Origin of the sequence: Marinobacter santoriniensis NKSG1, from assembly GCF_000347775.1 — a bacterium.
In the GTDB taxonomy this organism is placed as follows: Bacteria; Pseudomonadota; Gammaproteobacteria; order Pseudomonadales; family Oleiphilaceae; genus Marinobacter; species Marinobacter santoriniensis.
Genome location: NZ_APAT01000004.1, coordinates 38,253 through 63,972, shown reverse-complemented (window position 1 = coordinate 63,972; position 25,720 = coordinate 38,253). Strand labels below are relative to the sequence as shown.

Genomic DNA, 25,720 nt, shown 5'->3' with positions numbered 1-25,720 from the left:
CTATTACGCCCTGGTCTACGCGGACCCAGTCGGCGAACTGGCGCCAGTCCATAAGGACAGGCCAGTTGAGCTGTTTAATGCGTTCGGCTAGTTGTTCCTCTATCATGGTCATTGGTCCGAAACCGTCATAAACGGACTTTAAAGGTCAATAAAGGAGGTCACTATATGACCTCGTTAAGTTAACTATAGACATTGCCAAAGCAAGGGTCAATAGTTGAACTCTGCCTTAGCTACTGGTTTTTAGATCAATATGGAATTAATAGAGGATCGAGCAAAAATGCTCATTAAAAGAGCAGGTATAGATACCCTGGTTCGATCTGGCGAGATCGGAAATTCCAGGTGGAAGGCCGTTCTCTACAAAGGGGTGCGGATGAGCACTAATGAGCTCGAAGTAGTCAAAAAGGTATTTCCAGAATATTCGCTTTGGCTTATTAGCGGAGAAATCGCTCCCGAAATCGGTCAGACAAGTCCAGAATACGATGAAGTTAACTCAAAGTTAGACAGTCACGCCGAGGGATAGCAATCACTAAAAAGGTCATGTACAGATGGTTCCAGGATCGGCAAGACTGAGAAAAGAGTTAAGGAAAAGAGTTTTGGTCGAAATACTCTTTTCTAAGGCGAAGACCGAGAAGTCTTCGGCATGATTGAGTTGTGAAGTGATAACTGAACTAATCAAATGCATGGAAAAGATTATGAGATTCGACCAACCACTTAAGAATACTGAGCGGGTGCTGAAAACCAAAGGCTTGGAATAAAATTTAAGCTTGAAGATTTCTCTCAGTTTTATACCTAACTCCATAGATACACGAATACTCGATAACCAACCCCAAATTATCTACAACGTCAGTTAGCTTTTTATGTAAAAAAGGATCATTTTTCGAGGAAGAAAACTCGAAAAACGCTACACTTTTTCCTTGAACTAGGGCTGAGTTACAGTCAGGAATCCAAACTTTGTGGGAAACTTCGTTCAAGTCTATACCAACACTATAAAAGAACATTTTTATGTCTTCATAATTATCGATATTGAAAAAACCCCCTCTATAATAAAACTTGAAAGATCTGAAAAATGCAGGGCCGATACCGTGATTATCTAGAATACAAGAAACAGGGTTTGCCGCAAATGTATCAAAAAGTGGATCAATGTGTGGCTTTACTGACAGACGGTTATGCTTCCTAGCGACGCTAGCTTGCCATAGTGAAATCAATACAGAAATAGCCGCTACAAACAAAGCACAAATCGAAGTTATTTCGCTCGCACTAAGGCTTGAAAGATCCAACCACATAGAACTGACTTCAACCTTACTCAATTCTTGCGTACCCAACCTCATAAACTCCATTGTCTATATGAAAGATTCGACGAAGTAAAACCTAATATCAGACCGACTTCTTGCCTCTCTCACAGAGAAAGCGAATCGAATCTCTATCAACATGCTCAAGATTTTTTAGGTGGCGATCAAATCGAATTCTTTGAATTTTGGCCAACTCGAAAACCTGTTCAAGTGATTGGGTACGGTAGCTTCCACAAGAAAACTCGATAATACCTTCCATTATCTGATCCAAATAGTCGTGACCGTTCTCAATTAATGCTTCAAGATAGGTGGGCGTTTGACCAGTATGTACAATTAGATTCCTGGTTCGGTACATTCTGCGAACCTGCCACGACACTTTGGTTTTGTGAACCTCAATTACTTCTTGCAATTTTCTAGGCTTTGACAAAATCTCATGTAAGCTGAAAGCTCTGAACCTCAAAAGGTGGAAATCTTTTAACGCTTCATACAACTCATTTCTATTCTGTTGATTTTCTTCTAGAGCCAAAAGATTGAGCGCTTTTACATATAAGCTTACGCCGTCTGAGCTTTCAACCTGGTCAAGAAATCGCCTAGTAATTCGGCGATCCCAGATAAACATATCAGCAACAAACCTACTCACCAACCTATAAATGTAGGACACAACAATAAATGGAAGAATAAAATTAATAACTCCATTTATCTTATTACTACCAACGTGGGAGGGAACTAGAGTCTCTATAGCAGTCCAAAGGTTAACCAGTTGATTCTCTACAATATCATTCGATATACATATTCCATGAAGGTCAGCAACCCGATTAAACTTCTGGAAACTCGACTGATTCTTGAGCGCAAAACTAGATATTAGTCTATTTAATTCTTTTGCAGCTTTTGCTGGTTTGTAATCAAAACCTTTTTCCATTGGCCCCTTGTGAGGCCTTTCAAGAGTGGAAATACTATCACAACATAGCTTTCTTACGATGGCGTCCCTTCTCCAAGATATTTGGTTTTTATGATAAAACAGTGAAAAGAGATCACTAAGGTTATCAATCTTCCTCTCAGCCATTGTTCGAGCTTTTTGATAGTCGTACGCTCTTATTCCCTTGACCTGAACATACTGATAACCCTCATACTCTCCATCGGCAAAAAACTCATGCTCCATTACCAAATGCTCTAACTCTTCATTCAACTTGTCATGAACATCTATCTGAAACGCCTTGACTGACTGCGAAACAGTCCTTACCAACGGATCAACGAGAAACACAGCATCATAATAGTGAACTTTCTGATCAAAATTATCAAAATAGTCTTTTACTCTTTCACACGAGTCTATCCTTGGTTCGGAACCGATAAAAAAGAAATTTTTAGTTATTGTATATATGTACGTTTTGCTGTAACCAAAATTTATCAAAGTGGTAGCAAATGTGGCCGAAAGATTATTTATTGCCTTCTTATTCTTTGCAACTATTTCTTCGTAAAGCCTTTCCTTGCATTTCCACAAATATCGGGAAGGCCCTATAGTTTTTGAAAGCGCTTCCAAGCGTTTCCTTTTTTCATGCAAGGAATCTTCCTTAGACTTAAGGATATAGTAATCGAGATCAACATCCAGCAAATCTTTTGCCAACTTGTCGTTCTGTATACTCCACTCCAACTCATCCAAAACATGAGGAAGATTCCCTTCCTCGATCAACTCCTCTTCAACATCCTTTATAAGCCTGAGTGCTTCACGGCAAAGATACGGCGCATTCAAAGACATCGACTTATAGCTATCTAAAGTATAGTCAAAAAGAAGTTCATCCATTCTTTGGGCAAAAAATATAAGGCCCGACATCTCATCGGTCACATCCCATTTGTGCAAGCTCCTAAACCTCATAACCCCTCGCCCAGATCCAATAAAACCTTGATTAAAAACGCCAGAGTCAAAACTGGCGAAACGCCCTTGTCCTGCTATGGAATCGCATTAGATACGAAATGAATAAAATCTATCCACGCGCATTGCTCTTCAGCTCCGGACGCACTAATTTGAGACTAACAGCTCATTACGCGAAATGATAACGCTCTGCCTTAAAAAACTATTGCCTTTCTCGATTGAGCCAAGACCACAGAAGTGATCGACAGCGGTATTCTCTGCTCTGCGAAGTTGGAAGGAAGTGCGACACCCTCCAGGAAGAGCTCAATCTGATTTACCAGTTTGTCACAATGTAAGCTTAAGCCAGCATTTCCCACGAGAAACCATTCAAAACGCTGGTCACTAACAAATGCAACATCTCAAGGCTTGAGCATGGCAGAGGGAACCCAAGCTGGAGCACTCTTAACACGTACGCTCCTGCCGTTGGTTTTCAGGTAAAGCTGGAAGCCTTAGAAGACAGCTGTGCATCCGCTTGATGTCGGTTGCCCCCTTGCCTACCACCATGTACCTTAGTGCCCGTTAACGACTGGCCAGAATACGCAACTAGCTGATTTCGAAAGCCTATGCACTTTAATGAACACCTCACACAGGTCTCATAATGCTGGGGTCGGCGGTTCGACTCCGCCCCTTGCTACCAGAATTCAAAAGGTCACGACGCGAGTCGTGACCTTTTTTTATGCCCCGCGTTTTCCTGCCGCTATAATGGGCGTCTTCTGAAATAGGCGCTGCATCCAGTCGACATAGGGACATGACTTTGAAAAAGCTTTTGATCATCGCACTCTTAGCCGTTGGCGGCTGGCAACTGTATCAACGTCATGGTGGCCAAATTCCGGAGCTGTCTTTCTCTCCCACCGAGTCGAGCTCGCAACCCTCACGCTTCAAATGCGACGGCAGGCAATACTGCAGCCAGATGACGTCCAGAGAAGAAGCCGTTTTCTTTACCAGGCACTGTCCCAATACCAAAATGGACGGCGACCACGACGGAATACCCTGCGAGAACGATTCAAGGTTTTAATCCGACAATCTCGCTGTCCACTGCCTGACTCGATATCAAAAGCGAATTTGGACAATCAGAGGAGCGGGAATAAACAATAAAAGGAGTTGTTCGGAGAACGGCTAGCTGAAACGCCGGGCCTTTTTCAGGCACTCGTCTATAAGAATCAGTTCCTGAATACTGAAGCCTGAGACTCGGGAATGAATACGCTGTTCATCATCACGAATCGCAGCCTCAATCAGGTCGGCCACCTCTTCTTTCTTCTGCAGCAAAGCGGTATCAGCCGTCTCTTCAACGAAGGTCAAGGTAAGTTTCTTCGCCAATTCTCACACCTCCACTCCGGGGTGCTACTGAGATAAGTAGCGATGCATCAGTTCGCCCTGGTAGGGCGCCAGGTATTTTTCCAGGATCACTGTAACAGTTCCTTTCCTGTAGAGCCGATCAAAGCACTCGTCAAAGGCTCTCGCCAGACCCGGCTCCCTGAATACCATTTTATAGGGTGTCGGATTAAAAATCGGGGCGAACCTGAAGTTCTTTAAATCGAACTCCCCTTTTGGCAACAGTCCTTGTTCCCGTATACGGTGATTCACCTCTGCAACAATCAGTCCATCTGCAAGGATTACATCCACTCTGCCCAGGAATAACAAGTGCGAGTGAATCCTCTGATTCGTGTTTTCGTGAACTTCTCCCAAATACGGAACCAGCGCTTCCAGGCCCAGAATCTTGATGCCATCGTTGAACGTCACGACGTTTAAGCCTTTCAGGTCGGCAATCGTGTTAATCGGGCCGACTCGTTCACTGTCGTAGTACGCCCCATTCTGATACCAGATATAGGCCGAGGTCGAATACCCGGGTAGGTTACGATACAAGGGGACAGTCATCACTGCATCGCCTCGCAGAGATTGCCGGTAAGTCAGCATATGACGGCCGAATGGCTGAACAATGAATTTTGCGCTGTAACCACACTCCCGAAGCGTTGCCGCGACAAGCTCGGCATCCCGGCCTACACCGCCCGCTTCAGAGCTTCCCGGGAGTTCGGGCGCGACAATGGTAAGAGTGTGGTCGGCAGCCTGTGCGGGAACCCAACCTGTCGCCCCCCACAATATGAAGGCTCTCAAGAAGAGCCTGGAAAGCATCATGGAAGCCCCAAAATCTTGAAAGACGGATACAAGTTCAATAGTTCATTTATTTATAGCAGCAATCATCTTGACCGGGCTGATCATTGTCAAATACCAGCCGGAAGACGAGTTGATCGTGTTTCCTGTCAGTTCTGATCGTTCCTGTACCGACATCGCCGGACATTGGCCCGCAGCTTTTCCGCCAGGGTTTTATCCCCGCTCAGGTGCGACACATAAAGGGAAATATCGACCCACACCGCAGGCCGCACGAAGTACTGACCTTTGAAGTCCGACATCAGGGGTTGCAACAACACCCACGGAATGATCACGACATCCGCCCGACCCAGTTTCAGCATGTCCACGGCCTGTTTCCATTCAGAAACGGCCAACATCTTTGCCCCCTCCCCCAGTAGCAACTGTTCGCCCACAAAGCGCCTGATGAAGGAATAGGTCAGGCCCGGGGTCTGGTCGAGGGGAGGCAGGTTATCAAGCAGCAGGTAGACGTACTCTGTCTGGAAAAGGCGGCCACCGAACTCTGCATACTCATCCCGTTCTTCCGTCTGTACCAGAGGCAATCCAACGTCCAGGCGTCCTTTCTTCAGCTGGTACAGGATTTGTGCAAGCGGCATTTTCTGGAATCTGAGTGGCATGGACAGACTATCGAAGACACAGTTGTAGAACGACGAAAAACGTCCCACGAGATGGCCCTCGGAGACCGCGATTTCTCGCGGGATCCCTTCAACCACGCCAATCCGCACCGCTTGATTGGGCGCAGCCAGAACGGGCCCCATGAAAATGGCGAGAACGGCAGTCAGCAGAGAACGATAAGTTGGCGATTTCCTGTCCATGACATCGGCTCGGTAAACGGGCACTCCGGCCCTTGCACCAAGCCTAGTACATCAATCCCAGCCCTGCAGTCCCTTATGCGCTGGTCCGGAAAGCGGAGACCTGATCCTTCATTGCCGCTGCCAGTCGGGCCAGCTCACCACTCGCGGCAGAGGACTGCTGGGCGCCCGTGAGATTCTGGCTGGACAGGTCAACAATGTGGGTCAGATTGCCGCTGACCTGCTCCGCCGCGACGGATTGCTGCTCCGACGCGCTGGCGATCTGCTCGCCCATCTGGAAGATGTGGTCGATGGCATCGCCGATGGCGTTAATGGTTTCAGCCACATCTTCGCTCAATGTCCGGTTATCTTCGACCTTTTCCAGGCTGGACTGCATGACCGCCACCGTCGCCTTGTTTTCATCAATCAGGCTCTCGACAACCCCGGCGATTTCCGCGGTGGACGACTGGGTTCGCTGAGCCAACGACCGGACTTCATCGGCCACGACGGAAAAACCCCGACCGTGCTCGCCCGCCCTTGCCGCTTCGATAGCAGCATTCAGTGCCAGGAGGTTGGTCTGCTCGGCAATCTCGTTGATCACCTGGGTGACCTTCCGGATCTCCGCGCTCTTGCTTTCCAGTGAATGAATTCTGTCGGCAACCCTCCGGATCTCTTCCGCGAGGCGGTGCAGGGCTTCCCGGCCCTTTTCACCATTGACCCGCCCCTTCACTCCAAGCTCTTTTGCGGTGCGTGCCGCGGCCTGGGCTTCGTCGGCGCTGCGGGCCACATCGGAGGAAGCAGCACTCATCTGGTTCATGGCGGTGGCCACCTGGTCGGTCTGTTCCGACTGGGCCTCGATATTCCTTTCCGCGCTGGCGTTGATGGCGGACAGTTCCTCCGATGCCGTGGCGACTTCGTCCGATACGGAAGAAAGTTGTCGGATCACCTGGTCGAACTGCTCCAGCATGTGGTTGAGCGCACCTCCAAGATCCGCCAGCTCATCCGATCCCTCAACATCAATGCGGCGCGAAAGATCCGAACGATCAGCCACCTCTCCCATCACCCGGCGCATGGAGTGGATGGGTGACGTAATGGACAGAACGATCAGTGCACTCGCCCCCAGGGTCAGAACACCCGCCGCTGCGGCAACGGCCGGATAAAGAATCTTGCTCTGATCGGAAAGCTGTCCCACCGATGCCCTTTCCGAGGCCGCAACGTCCAGCTGCAGATCGATCAGCTCGGCGATTTTCGCCGCCACCGGGTCAATCACCCCATACAGAGGACCGTCCAGGGTATCCAGCTGGCCCCGGACGTTGCCGGAAGACTGCCCGAGTACCGTGATCGCATCGGCAATAGCCGCATCCGCATCCGAAAACAGCGCTTCCACCTCAGCGACAAGTGCCTGCTCTCTCGCCGTCAGACGCGTCGCCGTGAACTTCTGCCATTTTTCAGAAATGATGGCCTGGGCTTCAACCAGCTGGCCCCGGGCCTGCTCAGCCGTCATCAGACCTGCGTTGGCCTTGTTGATTGCATCGACCACCAGTACCGCGTAGTCATCGGATATGATTTTGAGATCTTTAAGCGGAACCACCCGATCGTTGTAGATACTGGAAACACCCCGGTTTATTTCCGAAAACACCAAAACGGCGTAAATCGAGAGACCGGCAATTGCCGAAAGTGGAACCAGAACGAGAATCGCCATGCGCCACTTCAGAGAGACATGATTCAGTGCCTTCATAAACACACTCCATTAGCGGGCACTCCCTTCCCGTTTACCACTGGGCCAACACCCATATGCAGCCAAAGGGGACAGTTTAATGAAATCGCGTAAAGTTGCACTTTCTATTTGTACCTTCATGCAACTAACGGAAGCAGGCTCCGGATCGGCCAAAAACCTGATGTTGATCAAATAACCCTCTAAGAAATGATTTACGGTTCATCTGTTGGCTGTACGAACAGGTTTACGCAGATGGACGATAAAACAACAAAATCATTCGTCATTGCCACGTTTGATTTTATCGGTATTCTCCCCATCGCCGGCTTTGCCCTGGTCCTGTTCGATCAACCTCCCACCCATGCGTTTTATTTCGGAATTCTGGCCACGCTGATAGCCCGTGTGTGGGCCATCATCTACGACTGGAAGTGGGGCATGCTGGAAGACACTCATCACTCAGACACTGGCTGGGGCGACAGATTGATGAACCTGGCGGGGTTTGAACTGGTCGCCTTCCTGGCGTTCACGTCGCTGGTGTTGCTGTTAACGAAATCGTCTCTTGGCATAGCGTCGCTCAGTGGCGCAGCGCTGGTCATTCTCTACACCGTTTACTGGTCCCTGATCGACGCCTTGTTCAATCAGTTCTAAGACCGGCCCGATGCATCCTCCCCGCCACCGGGTTATTAGGTTGTACCTTTCTTTACAGATTGAACACGCGGATTAAACAACCTTTGACAGTCGGAAAGACGGAAACAGCGTACGCTATAACCACTCCCCGATGTTCCCGAAGAGCGTGTGAACCAATGAATCTGAAACCTGCCGACATGGCGCTGGTCGTCATTATCCTGGTGCCCGTATTGCTGGTGCTGTCGGGTTTCAATCTGAAGATGATCCTGACGGCTCTGGGGCTGTTTCTGCTCTACATCCTGATTCTGTTTTTCGAACCCATCCGCTTCCACCTCGCGCGCTGGCTTCGTGACCGCACGACCGAACGGTCCCGTCGTCAATCCGACGAAAGATAACCGTGGTTTCATGCCAAAGTCGCACATTCCGGTTCGTCTCGAACCGCTACAATTGACGCCTGTTCAGCTGATTGACCTCTCGTGACCCGATGAAAAAGATCCTCCTGGAACTGGCAGCCGTTTTGCTCATTACGTTGCCTGCGGTTCTGATGATTACCGATCAGGCGGCGCAGACTGTTTTCCTGTGTGCCACCCTCGCGATCGCCTATGGCATTGTCTTCCTGTCCATCCGCCCGGCGAGCCGAAACCAGGATCAGCGCTGGCGTTTCTGAAACGCCCCTCGCCCACTCCCTCATATTTGCGAACCCTTCTATCGCACAGCGAAATCGACTAAGCTGCGGGTTTTGACCCGAGGATCTGTCCATGTCGAAATCGAACGTTGTTGCAGGGCTGTCCCTCGACCGCCTCGACGCCATCACTCAACATCTGGACCGTCAATACATCCAGCCTGGTCGTCTTCCGGGCACACTGACCCTGGTCGCCCGACACGGCGAGATTGCCTGGGTAAAAGCACAGGGAATGATGGATATCGAGCGGCAGAAGCCCGTTCAGCGAGACACCATTTTTCGCATCTATTCCATGACCAAGCCGGTCACCTCCATTGCCTTGATGCAGCTCTACGAGAAAGGCATGTTCCTGCTGGACGACCCCGTCCACAAATACATTCCTGCCTGGCGCAACCTGCGGGTCTACAAAGGAGGCACCTACCCTCACTTCAAGACCGAACCGGCAGCCACCACCATGACGATACGGGATCTCCTGACCCACATGTCCGGACTGACTTACGGTTTCATGGAACGCAGCAACGTGGATGCGGCCTACCGGCAGCTAAAACTGGATGGAAGTGCCACGCTGACACTGGAGACCCTGGTGGAGCAACTGGCGGAATTGCCGCTCGAGTTCTCACCGGGCACTGCCTGGAACTATTCGGTCTCCACCGACGTGGTTGGCTATCTCGTGCAGTTGCTGTCCGGGCAATCGCTGGACGAGTATTTCCGGGAGCATATTTTTGCGCCTCTGGGAATGGACGACACGGGTTTTCAGGTACACCCGGATCAGCTGGACCGGTTCTCGGCCTGTTATCTCTACCAGCCCGGGGATCGCATGAAGCTGCAGGACGATCCGATGCATTCCCGCTATCAGAAAACCCCCGCATTCCTCTCGGGCGGTGGCGGGTTGGTCTCGACCATCGACGATTACCACAAGTTTGCCCAGGCGCTGTGCCAGGGTGGCGCCTATCAGGGCAACCGGATCATCGGGCGAAAAACCCTGGAATTCATGCGCCGGAACCACCTGCCGGGCAACCAGGATCTACCGGGCCTTTCAATCGGCGCCTTCAGTGAAACCCCTTACGAAGGCAACGGCTTCGGATTGGGCTTTTCGGTACGGACCGACGTCGCCAAATCGCAAACCAACGGCTCCGAGGGCGAGTTCGGCTGGGGCGGACTGGCCAGCACCAGTTTCTTCGTCGATCCGGTGGAAGATCTCGTGGTGATTTTCATGACGCAGCTGATTCCGTCATCCACCTATCCGATCCGGCAGGAATTGCGCGCGATGGTAAACGGAGCCCTGGTCTGAGAAATTGGATTGGCATCACCTTTATAAGCATATGACGCTTCGAACTGTGCCTGGGGCCAAATCTCTGTGGCATACTCGGCATCCTGCACTCCAAAACCAATAACCATCAGCAAGGAATGTCTCGATGAAACCGGAAACTCTCGCGCTTCACGCCGGGTTCAAGAGCGACCCGACCACCAAGGCCGCGACAACCCCGATCTACCAGACCACGTCCTACACCTTCGACGACACCCAGCACGGGGCCGATCTGTTCGACCTGAAGGTTCAGGGCAATATCTACACGCGGATCATGAATCCGACCAACAGCGTGCTCGAAGAGCGCATGACCGCTCTTGAAGGTGGCGTGGGCGCACTGGCCGTTGCATCCGGAATGGCCGCGATCACCTACGCCCTGCAGACCATCTGCAAGGTCGGTAACAATATCGTCAGCACCAGTCAGCTGTATGGCGGCACCTACAACCTGTTTGCCCACTCCCTGCCGAACCAGGGCATCGACTGCCGCATGGTGCCCCACGACGATTTTGATGCTGTCGAGAAAGCCATCGACGACCAGACCCGAGCGCTTTTCTGCGAGTCCATCGGCAATCCGGCCGGCAATGTAGTGGATCTCCAGCGCTGGGCCGAAATCGCGCACAAGCACGGCATTCCCCTGATTGTCGACAACACCGTTGCCACACCGTTCCTGTGCCGTCCTTTTGAACACGGTGCGGACATCGTCATTCACTCGCTGACCAAGTATATCGGTGGTCACGGCACAACGGTTGCCGGCATCGTGGTGGATTCCGGCAAATTCGACTGGAAGGCCAGCGCCGACAAGTTCCCGATGATGAACCAGCCGGATCCGTCCTATCACGGCGTGGTCTACACCGAAGCCCTCGGGCCGGCCGCGTTCATCGGCCGATGCCGGGTGGTTCCGCTGCGGAATACCGGCTCTGCCCTGTCTCCGTTCAACTCGTTCCTGATCATGCAGGGCCTTGAGACCCTGGCGCTGCGCATGGAGCGTCATTGCGAAAACTCGGAAAAGGTCGCGCAGTTCCTGCAGGATCATCCGGCGGTGGAATGGGTGAACTACGCGGCGCTCGCGAACAGCCCGTATAAAGCCACCTGCGACAAAATCTGTGGCGGCAAGGCCTCCGGTATCCTGAGCTTTGGCATCAAGGGCGGCCGTGACGCCGGCGCCAAATTCATCGATGCCCTGGATATGGTCCTTCGCCTGGTGAACATCGGGGATGCCAAGTCCCTGGCCTGCCACCCGGCCACAACGACTCACCGGCAGCTCAATCCGGAAGAACTGAAGAGTGCCGGCGTCAGCGAGGATCTGGTGCGGTTGTCCATCGGCATCGAACACGTCGACGACATCATTGCCGATATCAGCCAGGCCCTGGAAAAATCCCAGGCGTAAGCTGATCAATCGGGTACGACCAAGGTCGTACCCGATCCCCCCGTGATTGCCCGTACCCGCCTTGTAACTGTGCTCGCCGGCGATTAACCTTAAATGTTCTTCATACCCTTCATTTGAGAGTTTCCGGTCAATGAGCGACAGCGCCAAACCCCGCATTACCAGTGGCACCAAGTTCCGCAACGAGCACGGATTCTCCGCCATCAAGGACGGCGTCAAACGTTCCGCTTCCAGTGACGAGGGCCGAACGACGGAGCGCAAACCCAAATGGCTGAGAGCCCGCATGCCCGGTGGCGAACGCTACGATGCGGTAAAGCGGAACGTTACCGAGCACCGGCTCAGCACGGTGTGCCAGGAATCCCACTGCCCCAACATCGGAGAGTGCTGGACCAATGGTACGGCCACCATCATGGTGATGGGCTCCGTGTGCACGCGCGCCTGTAAATTCTGCGCCGTGGATACCGGCAACCCGAAGGGCTGGCTCGACGCCGAGGAACCCGAAAATACCGCCAAATCCGTAGAGCTGATGGGCCTTCGCTACATCGTCCTGACATCGGTGGACCGGGACGACCTCCCGGATGGTGGCGCTGCCCACTATGCCGCCTGCGTGAGTGCCATCAAAACCAGGACACCAGAGGTCGCAGTCGAGGCCCTGACACCGGATTTCGATGCGGTGATGAGCGATGTGGAAAAGGTCGTGGACTCCGGGCTTGATGTATTCGCCCAGAACGTGGAAACCGTGGAGCGCCTGACCCAGCGTGTACGTGACCCCCGGGCCGGCTACCAGAAAACCCTGAGTGTTCTGGCGCACGCGAAGAAACACAATCCGGATGTGCTCACCAAAACCAGCCTGATGCTGGGCCTTGGTGAAACCGAAGAGGAAATCCTGAAAACCATGGACGACCTCCGGGCCATTGGCGTGGATATCCTCACGCTGGGGCAATACCTGCGCCCGACGCCCAATCACCTTCCCGTCGAACGCTACGTGACCCCGGAAGAGTTCAACCGTTACCGGGAAATCGGTCTGGAGAAAGGTTTCATGGAGGTACCCTCCGGGCCCATGGTGCGCTCAAGCTATCGGGCCGACAAGGTCTTCGACAAGAACAATCTCGGGCTGGCCGTGCCGGATGTGCCACAAACGGATGCAGCCATGCAGATCCCGGTAAAAACCATCGACTGAGGAACCCAATGCTGACCTTCCTGCGGAACATTCGGCTGAAGTACAAATTCTGGTTGCTGAACATTGTCGTTTTCGCAGTACTTGGCCTGTTGGTGCTCTATGCCATGAGCAGCATGGCCGAGAGGAGCGGTCAGTCGTTCGGAGACGTCTTTGTCGATACCGCACCCGGGTTTGCCCTCGTGGTCGCGATACTCATGGCCCTGGAAATGGCCGGATCCCAGCTGCTGATCTCGTTCATCGAACGGCATATCAACCGCCTCAAGGACACCATGGTTTCGGTTCAGGGCAGCGGCAACCTGAGTACCCGGGCACCGGTAGACTCCACCGACGAAATCGGCGAAATGGCCACCGCCTTCAATGCGATGCAGGACCGGACCATGGCGGTGGTAAAAAGCATGAAACAGGCCATCGATCGTCTGCACCAGGAGGTTCGGGAACTGACCGACGCTGCCGAGGCAAGGCGGGACGACCTGGCCCGCCAGCAGTCCGGCGCCGACCGGTCGGCCGAGATGATTGAGGCCATGCTCCAGAGCTTCCTGGGCATTGCCGAACAGGCAGGCATTGCCAAGACGCTCTCCAATGAAGCGCGGGAGACTGCGATTGGCGGTGGCGAGCGTGTCGCAAGAAGCGCAGACAGCATCCGGAAACTGGCCGACGTGGTTCGGGATTCCGCCGGCAGCGTCGAAGCACTGGCCGAGAACAGCCACGAAATCAGCCAGGCGGTTGCCGAAATCAAAGGCATCGCCGAGCAGACCAACCTGCTGGCGCTGAATGCCGCTATTGAAGCCGCCCGCGCGGGCGAACAGGGGCGCGGGTTCGCCGTGGTGGCCGAAGAGGTTCGAAATCTTGCCCAGCGGGTCCAGGATTCGACCGAACAGATCCAGACGACGATTGATCGTCTCCTGTCAGCGATGAACATTGCGGTCACCCGGATGAACGGCAGCTCGGAAGACGCCGACCGCTGCGTTGCCGAATCCGAGGAAGGACGCAAGGCCCTCGAGGCCATCAATGAGGTCGTGGGGCGGATTGACCGCACCAATCAGGAAATCGCCGACCTGTCCGCCGACCAGACGGGTGGCACGGATGCGATGCTGGCCAATGTCCAGGGCATTCGGGAAACCACCCAGAACATGGTCACCCAGCTTGGTGAGAGCGCCGACATGAGCCGGCGACTCAAACATCTCATCGACACCCTTGAGGAAGCATCGGCAAAAGTCTCCGTCTGACCCATCAGGACGTCATCAAACCGACAGACACAAAAAAGCCGCATCTGCATGCGGCTTTTTTCGTCAGGCAGCGGGTGATTCTTACTGCTGCTTCTTCTGCTGTTGCATCTGCTGCTGCATCTGACGCTGCTGTTGCATCTGTTGCTGCATCTGCTTCATGCGCTTGTCCAGTTCGTCACGCTGCTCCTGGGTAAAGATGCCATCCACTTTCGCCTGCATCAGCGTTGAAAGTGCGGCGATTTCACCGGTCAGGTCACCCAGCTTATTGGCGTTCTCGCGAATCGCGGATTCGTCGTAGTCGGCCTTGATCTGTGACTGCATTTCCTGCTGGATGGTGCGGGCTTCCTTGCGCAACTCGCCGATTTTGGTCTGCATCTCATCAAGAATGGCACGAATGTCCGCTTGCTGATCCTCCGACAGGCCTACCATCTTGGCCAACTGGTCCACCTGGTCCGGCTGACCACCCTGGGCCGACTGGGCCATGACTGGCGCGGAGAGAGACAGTGCAACAAGAGCAGTTCCAAGGATTTTTGCGAGCTTCATAAAGATCTCCGTGGTTGCGGCGATGGCTATAAGAACATCGCCCGGTTTCATTAACTTCAGTTATCAGGCCCTACACCCTAAAACAACCTGCCCCCGGATTTCACCCCGATCTCCCTTCTTTTTGTACATACATCTCATTCGACGCCACGTCACTCCGCCACACCAGCGCATTCAAGGAAATGTGAAACTTTATCCATTCCCCTTCATAATGGCGCGATTCCAACAGCCGGAGCAGCAAACATGGCGATCAACTGGTTTCCAGGGCACATGCACAAAGCCCGCAAGGAGATCAAAAAGGTAATGCCCCAGATGGACCTGATCATCGAGGTCCTGGACGCTCGCATTCCTTTCAGTAGCGAAAACCCGCTGGTTCCGAACCTTCGGGGTGATACGCCTCTGATCAAGGTCCTGAACAAGCGCGATCTGGCGGACCCGGCAATCACCGAGCGCTGGCAGACCTGGCTTGAGAAGGAACGGGGGGTGCGCGCCATTACCCTCACCCATAACCAGCGTAATGAGGCCCTGGACATCCTCCGGCTCGCCGAGGAGATGACGCCGGATCATGATCGCCAGAAAAGTGCGTTGCGGGTAATGATTCTGGGCATTCCCAATGTGGGCAAGTCCACAATCATCAACACCCTTGCAGGGCGGCCGGTGGCAAAGACGGGCAACGAGCCCGCCGTGACCCGGGCTCAACAGGCCATCAAACTGCCAGATAACATCCTGTTGTACGACACGCCCGGTTTCCTCTGGCCAAAACTGTCGCCGGAAGCCTGCGGCTATCGCCTGGCGATTACCGGCGCCATTCGCAGTGCCGTGCTGGATTTTGAAGACGTTGCCCTGTTTGAAGCGGATTATCTGCTCCAGGCTTATCCGGAATCCGTACGTGCCCGTTACGGGCTGGAGTCACTCCCGAACGATGGCATCGGGCTGATGGATGCCATCGCCGAGAAACGCCGTTTCTTTGGCCGTGGCGGCATACCCGATCTGCACAAGGTGTCGGAAGTCCTGTTGAACGAATTCCGGTCCGGCAAACTGGGTCGCATTTCTCTGGAAACACCTGACATGGTCGAAGCCGAGGCCCGGGAAGCGGCCGAGCACGAGGCCCGCAAGGCTGCGGAAAAGGAAGCCAGGGCCAACACTAGGGGGACGGGCGGGAAGCGAGGCCGCAGCGACAAACACTGAAACGCCCGCCAGCGACATAGTCGGACGGCAAGGCATCAAACATGTTCCGTGCCGTGCGAACCAGATGAGGCTGATCGTAGAAACCGGCCTCGGTGGCAAGCTCGGACATGGACCTGCCAGGCTCCCAGCCGGCAAGCACCCGATTGATCTTCAGATGCAGCAGGAAGCGGCGCAGCGGCACCCCCACCTGGTCACGAAACAGATGAGAGAGCCGGGAGGCTGACAGACCCACAAGCCCTGCCAGAGCGGCCACATCCACCCTTTCCGGCATGTCGCTGCGAAGGGCTTCACACACCTGCATCACTCGCGGATCCATGGCCGTCGCCGGAAATGCCAGAGCACGGATTGCACTGACCAGCGCCTGGGCCGCCTCATGACAGTCGGGCGAGGTCAACGCCGGCAGGCGGTCCGGATTCAGCGTGATATCACTGGAAGCACGGCCTTGAAGGCCGGAACTGAGACTCAGCCAGAGGTGGCAGTCCGGATCAAGTTGCGCACACCACATCCGGGTCGACCCGGGATCCAGCGCCTGGACCACGTCCGGTGCCACAATGGCGGCCCGGGTTTCCCGCCATTGGCCATCCACTTCCAGCCTGAAGGTGCCATCCAGCCCCACCAGCCAGGAGGCACTGATGTGTCGATGTCGACGATTGGGGTAAAGCCGCCCGATCACCTGCCAGTGATCGGGCCATACGAACAGACTGCCTTGGGGTAGAGACTGGAGGGACACACACAATTCCTCAACGGTTCCTCGTGGCCACCAGCATACCCCAGTCTGCTGGTGACGAACGAACCCTCAATGCCCCTGCGGCTGACCGCCAGGACCGTCATGGCGATGGCTCTGGGCATAGGGCACCGGCAGTCCCAGCTTGGCCGCAAATTCAACACTGACAAAAATGGGCCCGATCAGCAGAAAAACCAGATCCTCAACAAAGGAAGGCTTTTTCCCCTCAACCTTGTGGCCATACACCTGAATAATCCAGGCAACCACAAACACGGCAAGACTGGTCCAGAGCAAAGACCAACCGGCCGCGAGCACGGCCTGAATCACCCAGGCGGACAACGCAAACCAGCCCGTCATCAGAACCAGAACGCCAATCGACAGTCTCACGTAAACAATGGCCGACAACGCCGCCAGCAGTGTCGCACCGTTGACCCATTCCGCAGCACTCCCCTCCAGGCCCAGCCAGCGTCCCAGAGGCACCAGCCACAACAGGCCCAGCGTCGAGATCAGGATGGCGGGGACACAGACAATGTGAACCCATTGGTTGAAGGGATTCTGATGACTTTCACCGTAATCGTTCAGGAACTGCTCCAGGCTGCGCATGGGGGTATCTCCTTGTTGTTGTGTCATTTTAAAAGAGTGTAGCAACGCGGATCCTGGATGCCTTGTACGTAATGGCTGCCCTCCCCTTACCAAGGTCAAATATCGCTGGGTCGTCAAAGCGCCTAAACTGTGAAACATTGTTATCGAACGCAAGGGCGTGCCACAGCGGCACGCCCCCAAAGGAGGAAGACATGAGACGGGTCGTCGTCACTGGTATGGGCATTGTTTCCTGCCTCGGCAATTCCCTGGACGAGGTTCTGGACAGCCTGAAAAACGGCAAGTCCGGCATCCGCTTCAACGAGACATACAAAGACAAGGGGTTCCGCAGCCAGGTGGCCGGATCGCCGGATGTGGACACCACGGTGATCGATCGGAAGATCCGGCGATTCATGGGACCGGCGGCGATGTATGGTTATCTGTCGATGGAGCAGGCCATTGCCCAGGCAGGGCTGACCGAGTCACAGGTTTCCAATGATCGCACGGGCCTGATTGCCGGCTCCGGCGGCGCTTCCTGCTCAAGCCAGGTGGAAGCTACCGACATCATGCGGGAGAAGGGCGTCAAACGCATTGGGCCGTATATGGTCCCGCGCATCATGACCAGCACGGTGTCTGCCTGCCTCGCCACGGCCTACAAGATTCGCGGCGTCAACTATTCCATGTCATCCGCCTGTGCCACCAGCGCCCACTGTATTGGCCATGCCATGGAACAGATCCAGTCCGGCAAACAGGACATCGTTTTCGCCGGAGGCGGTGAGGAAGAGGACTGGAGTCTCACCATGATGTTCGACGCCATGGGTGCCCTCTCCACCAAGTACAACGAGGCTCCCGAAACCGCCTCGCGCCCCTTCGACAGCGGCCGTGACGGCTTCGTGATCGCCGGCGGTGGTGGCATGATGGTCCTTGAGGAACTTGAACACGCGAAAAAACGCGGTGCGACGATCATCGCCGAGCTCACCGGCTATGGCGCCACCTCCGACGGGTACGACATGGTTGCTCCCTCGGGCGAGGGCGCTCAGCGCTGCATGGAACAGGCCATGGCGACCATCCGCGGCAAAGTGCAGTACATCAATGCCCACGGCACCAGCACGCCGGTAGGCGATGTGGCCGAGATGGGCGCGGTCAAGAATACCTTTGGTGACAGCATACCGGCCATTTCCTCGACCAAATCCCTCTCAGGACATTCGTTGGGTGCAGCCGGCGTGCAGGAAGCCATTTATTCACTGCTGATGCTCCAGCACGGCTTTGCTGCGGGCACCGCCAATCTTAACGACGTCGATGAAAAGATCAGTAACCTGCCCATCGTGGGACCAAGCGCCCGTGACATGGAGCTTGACTGCGTCATGTCCAACAGCTTCGGCTTCGGCGGGACAAACGCTTCTCTTATCTTCGAGAAAATCTGATGATTTTTTCGATAATTGAGTGTTTCTGATTATTGGCAAACTGCGCCATAGCCTTTAAAGTACAACTTTGATATGGATCAATCCGGACGGCGTATACGCTATGGCGCAACCTATTCCCATCCACAAGCACTCCCCACTGAAGGCCTCCTGCCATCAATGCAGCCTGAGCAACCTCTGTTTGCCGCTGGCCATTGAAGAAAATGAGCTCGATCGTCTCGAGGACATCGTGCAGCAGGGCCGCATCTTTAACCGGGGCGAGCACATCTTTGACCAGAGCACTCCGTTCCGTTCCTGCTTTGCGGTAAAGAGCGGCTCCGTCAAAACCTCTATCATCACGGAGAGTGGCGAGGAACAGGTAACCGGGTTCTTCATGCCGGGCGAACTGGTTGGCCTCGACAGCATGAGCAGCAGCACCTACGCGTGTACGGCCAAAGCGCTCGAGCGCACGAGTGTCTGCGAATTTCCGGTTGAAAAGCTGGAAGACCTGACCGGCAAGCTGCCTGAACTGCAGCACCACATGTATCACCTGATGAGTCAGGAAATCCAGAACGGCCACCAACTGGCCATGCTGCTGAGCAAAAACACCGCCGAGGAGCGGATTGCGGCCCTGCTGCTTTCCCTCTCCAGCCGGTTCCAGCGGCGCCGGTTGTCACCGACCAACTTCAGCCTGCCGATGGCCAGGAATGATATTGCGAATTTCCTCGGCCTTGCGGTGGAAACCGTCAGCCGGGTGTTCACGCGATTCCAGAACCAGGGCCTGATCCGCGCCAGAGGCCGGGAGGTCGAGTTGCTGGACGTGGAAGCGCTCCAGATGGTGACCCGCGACTCTTCCCGCCAGGGCTGCTAACACCCTCCGGCAATGGCGGCGCCGCCTCTACGGGGCCGCCGGCTCTTCCGCGTGGTGACTCTCCACGTCCTTGACCCGGGCCAACTCTTCAACCAGCCCCGATCGCCAGGGAATCTGCTTGATCCCGAAGGTGTTCCGTATCTTGGTACAGATCATCGTGGTATTGGCCGGCTCCAGGTGGCCCCATTCCGGCATATCGTCTACGACCTTCAGGTCCTCGGGAATGCCGGGCAAGCCGGCAATCGCCAGTCCCAGTTCATAGAGGTTGATTTCCTCAGCCCCCGCATACTGGTACGTCCCCCAGACTTCGGCTCCGCAGTCGAGCTGCAGAATCACAGCCGCCATGACCCGGGCGAGATCCTTGACGGTGACCGGCTGCCCCCGGCAACGACCGGGCAAGGTCAGAACCTGCACGGAAGACGTATTGGCACGGATCTTCCGGATAAAGCGGGACAGGCTCCAGCCGGTCCTCAGAATGATGTGTCGTGGCAGGAGCGATCGAAGCGCCTGCTCGCACTCCCACTGCCAGTTTCCGAGCTCATTGACGGGCTGTCCCGGATTAGAGGTGATGTAGCCACTTTGCTTGCGGCCGTCGAACACATAACAGGAGGACAGCTGGAACAGCGCAATGCCGCGCTCCCTGGCATATTCGGCCATTGCCACCGGTAACGAGAACGCCGCCTTGTGAATGCCCTCAGGGTCCTGCTCCGCGACCTCGGGATCCGCAAGCCACAGCGCATTGACGATCAGGTCCGTATCCTCGGGAATCCAGTTCTCAAGGGCATTGAGATCGGCACTGGCCGGATCGCTGACCAGCAGTGGGCTGATGTGCAGGTGCGTGTCACGCAACTTTTCCAGCAGCACCTTTCCTAGCGGACCATAGTCATGGACAACAAGCACATGCACGGGGGATCGAAGCCTCCAGGTTTTCACTTGGGTGACGGACGGCCAGAAACGGTAAGGCCAATGGTTTGTTCGCCGAGCTGTCTAGAATAACACTCAGCCGGTGACGCCAGCGTCCTACATCTTTGCCACCGCTTTCAAGAGCATACAACAACAGGAACCATTATGCTGAAACAACACAGCCACATTGTTGCGCCGATTCCCGATGAGCTGAGGACCCGGGCCCTGTACACCGTGGGCGAACTCCGGGAACGCGGCAAAGCCGACCGCGAAGCCACCGACAAACTGTACGACCTGATCATCGAGATGACCGAACAGGGCCTGGATTTCTTTTTCCTGGAACCGCTTCGGCGACTCAAGGCCAGCAGCATGATGATGGGCATGGCCAAGGTAGGGATCAGCAGCATGCTCAAGGGCAGCAAGATGGTCATTCACAAGGTTCTGAAGAAGCTTGACGACAGAAGCCTTGCGGCAATCCTGGATTTCATCGAGGAAATCATTCACGAACCGGAAGCGGGCTGATCTCCCTGGGTACCCGGGCGGTAATGCCGGTCATCAATTCGTAGGAGATAGTGCCGGCGCAGGCCGCGACTTCATCCACACCGACCGTTCCGCCCCACAACTCCACGCTGTCGCCAATCCTGGCATCGGGTGCATCGGACAGATCCACCGCCAGCATATCCATGGAAACGCGGCCAATCAGCCGGATTCGCCGACCGCCAATAGCCGCCGGCGTATTGGTGCCGGCATGGCGCGGGTAGCCGTCACCGTAGCCGATCGCCACCATGCCCATCCAGGTATCACGATCCGCCACCCAGGCTGCACCGTAGCCCACAGACTCGCCCGCCCGGACCAGCCGTCGGTTGATCAGCGGAGCCTCGAGATGCATGACCGGCTTCAACCCCAGTTCCGGCCCGGTCTTTCCGAGAATCGGCGAGCCTCCGTAAAGCATGATGCCGGGCCGGGTCCAGTCAAACAGTTGCTGCCCCGGCAGGAAGTGAGCCGCGGAATTGGCCACCGACCGCATCCGGTCCGGCCAGCGCTCGGTGGCGGCCACGAATCGGGCGGTCTGATCGGCCGTCATCGGACTGTCCGGATCATCGGCGCAGGCGAAGTGTGTGACGAACCCAAGGAGCTCCGTATATCGGGCGCTGTTCTGCAGCCGGTCGACGATGCTGTCCATCTGGTCCGGATGGAAGCCCAGCCGGTTCATACCGGAATTGACCTTCAACCAGAAGGCCGGACGGTGCTCTGACCGGATCAACCCGTCAAGCTGATTCTCGCTGTGCAGAACAGGCTCAAACCCCTGGCTGGCGCAATCGGCCAGATCGCCGGAATCATGCACTCCCTGCAGCAGAACCACCGGCTGGCTGAGCCCCGCATCACGGATGGCAAAGGCTTCTTCCAGACAGGCAACAGCGTATTTGGGTGCGACATCCGCCAGCGCCGCTGCCACCGCCCGGATACCGTGCCCATAACCGTCGGCCTTGACCACTGCCATGGCGTGAGCGTCTCCGGCCAGCGAGCGGGCCCTGGCGTAATTATGCCTCAGCGCCTCAAGATCAATTCGGGCAAGGGTTTGCCTGGGCATCAGTAATCGTCACCGTAATCGCTGTAGTCACCATGAGCGAGGTCCTCAAACTTGGTGTACTTGCCGATGAAGGCCAGACGAACGGTACCAATCGGACCGTTCCGCTGCTTGCCGATGATGATCTCGGCAATGCCCTTGTCGGGCGTGTCCTCGTTGTAGACCTCGTCCCGGTAGACAAACATGATGACGTCTGCGTCCTGCTCGATCGCACCCGATTCCCGCAGGTCCGAGTTGACCGGCCGCTTGTTGGGCCGTTGCTCCAGGCTCCGGTTCAGCTGGGACAGCGCAACAACCGGGCAATTCAGTTCCTTCGCGATGCCCTTGAGCGAGCGGGAGATCTCGGATATTTCCGCCGTCCGGCCCTCGTTATTGCCGGGCACGCGCATCAGCTGAAGGTAATCCACCATGATCAGCCCGATCTTGCCGTCGTTCTCGCGAGCAATCCGGCGGGCGCGGGATCGCATCTCCGTCGGGCTCAGCCCCGGGGTATCGTCGATGTAAAGCGGCTTGTCCTTCAGCAGACTCACGGCCGAGGTCAATCGCGGCCAGTCGTCTTCTTCAAGCTTGCCGCCACGAACCTTGGTCTGGTCGATCCGGCCCAGCGAGGAAATCATCCGCATCGCCAGTGCGTCGGCGGGCATCTCCATACTGAACACCAGAACGGGAGTTCCGGTGCTGATCAATGCGTTCTCGACGATATTCATGGCGAAGGTGGTCTTACCCATGGAAGGGCGACCCGCCACGATGATCAGGTCCGCCGGCTGCATCCCCGATGTCTTGTCATCAAGATCCCGAAAGCCGGTTGTCAGGCCCGTGGTCTGTTCACCGGACTCGAACAGCTCTTCAATCCGGCTGAGCGTTTGGGTGAGGATGGGGTTGATCGCTTTCGGCCCGGAACCTTCCTTGGTGCGGGACTCGGCAATCTGGAAGACATGCCGCTCGGCTTCGTCGAGAATTTCGTTACTGTTTCGCCCCTGGGGATTGAACGCAGAATCGGAAATCTTGCCGGACACCTCCACCAACTGACGCAGGATCGAACGCTCCCTGACAATGTCGGCATAGGCCCGGATATTCGCAGCTCCCGGGGTTTTCTCGGCCAATTCTGCCAGGTAGGACAGCCCGCCCGCATCCTCGATATCGCCGGCACGTTCAAGAAATTCTGCCAGCGTGACGACATCCAGTGGTTCACTTTCACTGGCCAGGCGTTCCACCGCTCCGAAAATAAGCCGGTGATCCTGGCGATAGAAATCCGCAGCCGAGATGATCTCGGAGACTTCATCGAAACGCCGGTTATCGAGCATCAGACCGCCCAGCACAGCCTGTTCGGCCTCAACCGAGTGGGGAGGCACCTTGATTCGGCTCGTTTCAAGATCGGTACTGGCGGGTTTCAGGTTGGGCTTGGCCATAGGAACGCTTCAGACTGGGAAATCAGGAAGTGTTAAGAATACCAGAAACAAACGGGCCCGAAACCGTCTCCGGTTCGGGCCCGTTTGTTTGACCAGGTCGGACGGATCCGACCCTGTCGACAATCGCGGATTACTCCGCAACCACCGCCAGCTTGACGGTCGCAGCTACGTCGGTGTGCAGCTGAAGCTCGATGTCGTACTCGCCGGTCACCCGGATCGGACCTTCCGGCAGACGAACTTCGCTCTTCTCCACCTCAGTGCCACCGGCAGTGATGGCATCAGCGATGTCACGGACACCGATGGAGCCAAACAGCTTACCTTCTTCACCGGCCTTGGAGGTGATGGTGAAGGATGCACCTTCCAGCGCCTCGGCACGGGTCTGGGCTGCAGCCAGTTTCTCGGCTGCCGCTTTTTCCAGCTCGGCGCGACGCTCTTCAAACGCTTTCACATTCGCTTCTGTGGCAGGTACAGCCTTGCCATAAGGAAGCAGGAAATTACGACCGTAACCGGCCTTAACCTTTACCTTGTCGCCCAGGGAGCCAAGGTTTGCAACTTTCTCGAGCAGAATAACTTCCATCTCGTTAACCTCTTCGTGCTTTATTCAGCCGGCCCGGCAGGTTTGATTCTCCCCCGGATATCCAGCCAGCTATCCACAAAAGCCATTACCACTAACAGAATCATCAGGCTTGGTCCCAGCAGGAACAAGGCAATGTAAAACATAACCAGCCAGTTCCCGCTCAGCTTTTTACGACCAATCGCGCCATGAACCAGTGCCACACCCGCCAGAAACAGCGGCGTGCCTGCTGCCCAGGCCAACAACATGGAATTGAGCCCCAGCACGGGACCAAGAACCATGGTCACCCCACACAGCACGGCCACCACAGGCGAGAGCCGAAGGGCGTGAAACTCCTCTCGGAACCCACCGGGGTTGTACAACCCCGCCTGCCACGCTCTCGACAGCATCGTCATACCGATGGCAGTTGCCAAATAGGTACCGGCCATGCTGGCGTTCATCGTGTCCCGGATAACAGTCTCGAGGTCATCCCCGAGCGCCCGGGCCACTTCCGCGTTGTATTGTTCGTAAAAATTCACCCCGGTGCGGACCAGATCGTCCAGCAATCCGGGGAACAGCACAGGCAACATCAGACCTGTGACAATCGCCAGAAAACTCCCCCCGAGGAGGGCTTTTTCCCAGGACAGCGTTGCTCTCAGGACAGACGCCATCAGCATGGTCTGCAGCAATACTGCCAGGGCCGTCGGGTCGTGCCCGAACCAGCTCCAGCCGATCGCCGGTAACAGGGCCCAGAGGCCAATGTTCAGACCTTGCTGGATGCCGAGCCGGAGAATCACCAACCCGACAACCGCCGCGCCTACCCAGAACAGCAAGGGTATGGCAGTCGTGACTGCTGCTACCCCGCCAGCCTGCAGGGGACCGCGCATTACGAACTGTGCCAGTGCACGCATGGTCCCAAATCCTGTTTATCTGTCTTTAGTGGTCGTGGCTGTCCGTATACGGCAGCAGTGCCAGGTAGCGGGCACGCTTGATAGCGGTAGCCAGCTGACGCTGATAACGTGCTTTGGTGCCGGTGATGCGGCTGGGCACGATCTTGCCGGTTTCAGTGATGTAGCCTTTCAGGGTGTCCAGATCCTTGTAATCGATCTCTTTAACACCTTCTGCCGTGAAGCGACAGAATTTACGACGTCTGAAAAAACGAGCCATAACTTAACTCCTCAACTCCGGTTAATTACTCTTCTTCGTCCTGTGACTTGGCCTTCTGGCCAGCGTCAGAGTCAGCAGAACGACGCGGACGGTCTTCACCGCCGGAACGACGATCTTCACGGGACTCGGCCGCTTTCATCGGAGACAGGTCGGTTACGGCCTCGTCGCGACGCAGGATCAGGTCACGGATGATGGCATCGTTGAACCGGAAGTTGTGAGTCAGCTCGTCCAGTGCGGCCTGGGAACATTCAACGTTCATCAGGACGTAGTGAGCCTTGTGGATCTTGTTGATCGGGTAAGCCAGGTGACGACGGCCCCAATCTTCCAGGCGATGTACCTTGCCGCCATCTTCGGTGATGACGCCGGTATAACGCTCGATCATCGCGGGCACCTGCTCGCTCTGATCCGGATGTACCATAAATACGATTTCGTAGTGACGCATGAGTTCTCCCTACGGTTTAAACAGCTTTCTTTTCAACGGACCGAATACGACCGCGGAACATGAAAGCAAGGAGGTGACAGCCAACGGCTGTCGGTTTCTTTTTGCT

General features: G+C 55.4%; 28 protein-coding genes. 12 read left to right on the top strand and 16 right to left on the bottom strand.

Annotated features, from left to right (window positions below; translation table 11 throughout):
- Positions 1 to 758: 758 nt before the first annotated feature.
- Entirely contained in the window at positions 759 to 1,322 is a 564-nt protein-coding gene (locus tag MSNKSG1_RS19055) for a hypothetical protein (RefSeq protein ID WP_152638680.1), read from the bottom strand.
- A gap of 52 nt (positions 1,323 to 1,374) precedes the next feature.
- Complete coding sequence (locus tag MSNKSG1_RS00710) at positions 1,375 to 3,144, bottom strand: hypothetical protein (RefSeq protein ID WP_152638679.1); 1,770 nt, start codon at positions 3,142 to 3,144, stop codon at positions 1,375 to 1,377.
- Between the two features lie 799 nt (positions 3,145 to 3,943).
- Between MSNKSG1_RS00710 and MSNKSG1_RS18780 the strand changes: the two genes are divergently transcribed.
- Positions 3,944 to 4,210 carry an excalibur calcium-binding domain-containing protein gene (locus MSNKSG1_RS18780; protein ID WP_083870886.1) on the top strand — a complete coding sequence of 89 codons (267 nt, stop codon included), beginning with the start codon at positions 3,944 to 3,946 and terminating at the stop codon, positions 4,208 to 4,210.
- A gap of 101 nt (positions 4,211 to 4,311) precedes the next feature.
- Here the strand turns inward: MSNKSG1_RS18780 and MSNKSG1_RS00705 are convergent, their stop codons facing one another.
- From MSNKSG1_RS00705 to MSNKSG1_RS00690, 4 genes are all read right to left on the bottom strand, one after another.
- Positions 4,312 to 4,512 carry a hypothetical protein gene (locus tag MSNKSG1_RS00705; protein WP_008937306.1) on the bottom strand — a complete coding sequence of 67 codons (201 nt, stop codon included), beginning with the start codon at positions 4,510 to 4,512 and terminating at the stop codon, positions 4,312 to 4,314.
- A 24-nt stretch (positions 4,513 to 4,536) separates the two neighbouring features.
- Positions 4,537 to 5,328 carry a transporter substrate-binding domain-containing protein gene (locus tag MSNKSG1_RS00700; RefSeq protein WP_008937305.1) on the bottom strand — a complete coding sequence of 264 codons (792 nt, stop codon included), beginning with the start codon at positions 5,326 to 5,328 and terminating at the stop codon, positions 4,537 to 4,539.
- Positions 5,329 to 5,453: 125 nt separating this feature from the next.
- Positions 5,454 to 6,155 carry a transporter substrate-binding domain-containing protein gene (locus MSNKSG1_RS00695; protein ID WP_008937304.1) on the bottom strand — a complete coding sequence of 234 codons (702 nt, stop codon included), beginning with the start codon at positions 6,153 to 6,155 and terminating at the stop codon, positions 5,454 to 5,456.
- Between the two features lie 73 nt (positions 6,156 to 6,228).
- A complete protein-coding gene (locus tag MSNKSG1_RS00690; RefSeq protein WP_008937303.1) occupies positions 6,229 to 7,869 on the bottom strand; it encodes a methyl-accepting chemotaxis protein in 1,641 nt (546 codons plus the stop codon).
- Positions 7,870 to 8,100: 231 nt separating this feature from the next.
- On the opposite strand from MSNKSG1_RS00690, the gene MSNKSG1_RS00685 reads away from it, so the two are divergent.
- The 7 genes from MSNKSG1_RS00685 (at position 8,101) to MSNKSG1_RS00655 (ending at position 14,250) form a co-directional block, all read left to right on the top strand.
- On the top strand, positions 8,101 to 8,493 hold the full coding sequence (locus MSNKSG1_RS00685; RefSeq protein WP_008937302.1) for a hypothetical protein: 393 nt from the start codon (positions 8,101 to 8,103) through the stop codon (positions 8,491 to 8,493).
- A 155-nt stretch (positions 8,494 to 8,648) separates the two neighbouring features.
- Complete coding sequence (locus MSNKSG1_RS00680; protein WP_008937301.1) at positions 8,649 to 8,867, top strand: hypothetical protein; 219 nt, start codon at positions 8,649 to 8,651, stop codon at positions 8,865 to 8,867.
- An 89-nt stretch (positions 8,868 to 8,956) separates the two neighbouring features.
- A complete protein-coding gene (locus tag MSNKSG1_RS00675; RefSeq protein WP_008937300.1) occupies positions 8,957 to 9,139 on the top strand; it encodes a hypothetical protein in 183 nt (60 codons plus the stop codon).
- 91 nt (positions 9,140 to 9,230) lie between these two features.
- Entirely contained in the window at positions 9,231 to 10,445 is a 1,215-nt protein-coding gene (locus MSNKSG1_RS00670; protein WP_008937299.1) for a serine hydrolase domain-containing protein, read from the top strand.
- Between the two features lie 124 nt (positions 10,446 to 10,569).
- Positions 10,570 to 11,847: an O-acetylhomoserine aminocarboxypropyltransferase/cysteine synthase family protein gene (locus MSNKSG1_RS00665; RefSeq protein ID WP_008937298.1), complete on the top strand. Its 1,278-nt coding sequence runs from the start codon at positions 10,570 to 10,572 to the stop codon at positions 11,845 to 11,847.
- 130 nt (positions 11,848 to 11,977) lie between these two features.
- Entirely contained in the window at positions 11,978 to 13,024 is a 1,047-nt protein-coding gene (lipA, locus tag MSNKSG1_RS00660; RefSeq protein ID WP_008937297.1) for a lipoyl synthase, read from the top strand.
- 8 nt (positions 13,025 to 13,032) lie between these two features.
- Positions 13,033 to 14,250: a methyl-accepting chemotaxis protein gene (locus MSNKSG1_RS00655; RefSeq protein ID WP_008937296.1), complete on the top strand. Its 1,218-nt coding sequence runs from the start codon at positions 13,033 to 13,035 to the stop codon at positions 14,248 to 14,250.
- Positions 14,251 to 14,331: 81 nt separating this feature from the next.
- On the opposite strand, the gene MSNKSG1_RS00650 is transcribed toward MSNKSG1_RS00655, so the two are convergent.
- Positions 14,332 to 14,793 (bottom strand): Spy/CpxP family protein refolding chaperone, encoded by a 462-nt coding sequence (locus tag MSNKSG1_RS00650; protein ID WP_008937295.1) that lies wholly within the window; start codon positions 14,791 to 14,793, stop codon positions 14,332 to 14,334.
- Between the two features lie 240 nt (positions 14,794 to 15,033).
- On the opposite strand from MSNKSG1_RS00650, the gene ylqF reads away from it, so the two are divergent.
- Entirely contained in the window at positions 15,034 to 15,978 is a 945-nt protein-coding gene (ylqF, locus tag MSNKSG1_RS00645; RefSeq protein ID WP_008937294.1) for a ribosome biogenesis GTPase YlqF, read from the top strand.
- Here ylqF and MSNKSG1_RS00640 read toward each other — a convergent pair.
- Both MSNKSG1_RS00640 and MSNKSG1_RS00635 read right to left on the bottom strand, forming a co-directional pair.
- A complete protein-coding gene (locus MSNKSG1_RS00640) occupies positions 15,935 to 16,708 on the bottom strand; it encodes a helix-turn-helix domain-containing protein (protein ID WP_008937293.1) in 774 nt (257 codons plus the stop codon). The genes ylqF and MSNKSG1_RS00640 overlap by 44 nt on opposite strands.
- Before the next feature lie 66 nt (positions 16,709 to 16,774).
- Positions 16,775 to 17,305, bottom strand: coding sequence for an Mpo1 family 2-hydroxy fatty acid dioxygenase (locus MSNKSG1_RS00635; RefSeq protein WP_008937292.1), 531 nt, complete (start codon positions 17,303 to 17,305; stop codon positions 16,775 to 16,777).
- 191 nt (positions 17,306 to 17,496) lie between these two features.
- Here MSNKSG1_RS00635 and fabB point away from each other — a divergent pair, with 191 nt between their 5' ends.
- Together fabB and fnr are read left to right on the top strand one after the other, a co-directional pair.
- On the top strand, positions 17,497 to 18,705 hold the full coding sequence (gene fabB, locus MSNKSG1_RS00630; protein ID WP_008937290.1) for a beta-ketoacyl-ACP synthase I: 1,209 nt from the start codon (positions 17,497 to 17,499) through the stop codon (positions 18,703 to 18,705).
- 100 nt (positions 18,706 to 18,805) lie between these two features.
- On the top strand, positions 18,806 to 19,552 hold the full coding sequence (fnr, locus tag MSNKSG1_RS00625; protein WP_008937289.1) for a fumarate/nitrate reduction transcriptional regulator Fnr: 747 nt from the start codon (positions 18,806 to 18,808) through the stop codon (positions 19,550 to 19,552).
- Positions 19,553 to 19,579: 27 nt separating this feature from the next.
- Here the strand turns inward: fnr and MSNKSG1_RS00620 are convergent, their stop codons facing one another.
- On the bottom strand, positions 19,580 to 20,458 hold the full coding sequence (locus MSNKSG1_RS00620) for a sugar nucleotide-binding protein (protein ID WP_008937288.1): 879 nt from the start codon (positions 20,456 to 20,458) through the stop codon (positions 19,580 to 19,582).
- 162 nt (positions 20,459 to 20,620) lie between these two features.
- Here MSNKSG1_RS00620 and MSNKSG1_RS00615 point away from each other — a divergent pair, with 162 nt between their 5' ends.
- The gene (locus MSNKSG1_RS00615; protein WP_008937287.1) at positions 20,621 to 20,977 is read left to right on the top strand and encodes a hypothetical protein; all 357 of its coding nucleotides are present in this window, start codon (positions 20,621 to 20,623) and stop codon (positions 20,975 to 20,977) included.
- Here the strand turns inward: MSNKSG1_RS00615 and alr are convergent.
- The 6 genes from alr to rpsF all read right to left on the bottom strand — a co-directional run bounded on the left by alr (position 20,952) and on the right by rpsF (position 25,614).
- Entirely contained in the window at positions 20,952 to 22,046 is a 1,095-nt protein-coding gene (gene alr / locus MSNKSG1_RS00610; protein WP_040886496.1) for an alanine racemase, read from the bottom strand. The genes MSNKSG1_RS00615 and alr overlap by 26 nt on opposite strands.
- Positions 22,046 to 23,452 (bottom strand): replicative DNA helicase, encoded by a 1,407-nt coding sequence (gene dnaB / locus MSNKSG1_RS00605; RefSeq protein WP_008937285.1) that lies wholly within the window; start codon positions 23,450 to 23,452, stop codon positions 22,046 to 22,048. Before dnaB ends, alr begins: the two co-directional genes overlap by 1 nt.
- Before the next feature lie 130 nt (positions 23,453 to 23,582).
- Entirely contained in the window at positions 23,583 to 24,029 is a 447-nt protein-coding gene (gene rplI, locus MSNKSG1_RS00600) for a 50S ribosomal protein L9 (RefSeq protein ID WP_008937284.1), read from the bottom strand.
- A 20-nt stretch (positions 24,030 to 24,049) separates the two neighbouring features.
- Complete coding sequence (locus tag MSNKSG1_RS00595) at positions 24,050 to 24,916, bottom strand: YybS family protein (RefSeq protein ID WP_008937283.1); 867 nt, start codon at positions 24,914 to 24,916, stop codon at positions 24,050 to 24,052.
- Positions 24,917 to 24,941: 25 nt separating this feature from the next.
- On the bottom strand, positions 24,942 to 25,172 hold the full coding sequence (gene rpsR, locus MSNKSG1_RS00590; RefSeq protein ID WP_008937282.1) for a 30S ribosomal protein S18: 231 nt from the start codon (positions 25,170 to 25,172) through the stop codon (positions 24,942 to 24,944).
- 25 nt (positions 25,173 to 25,197) lie between these two features.
- A complete protein-coding gene (rpsF, locus tag MSNKSG1_RS00585) occupies positions 25,198 to 25,614 on the bottom strand; it encodes a 30S ribosomal protein S6 (RefSeq protein ID WP_008937281.1) in 417 nt (138 codons plus the stop codon).
- Positions 25,615 to 25,720: the final 106 nt, after the last annotated feature.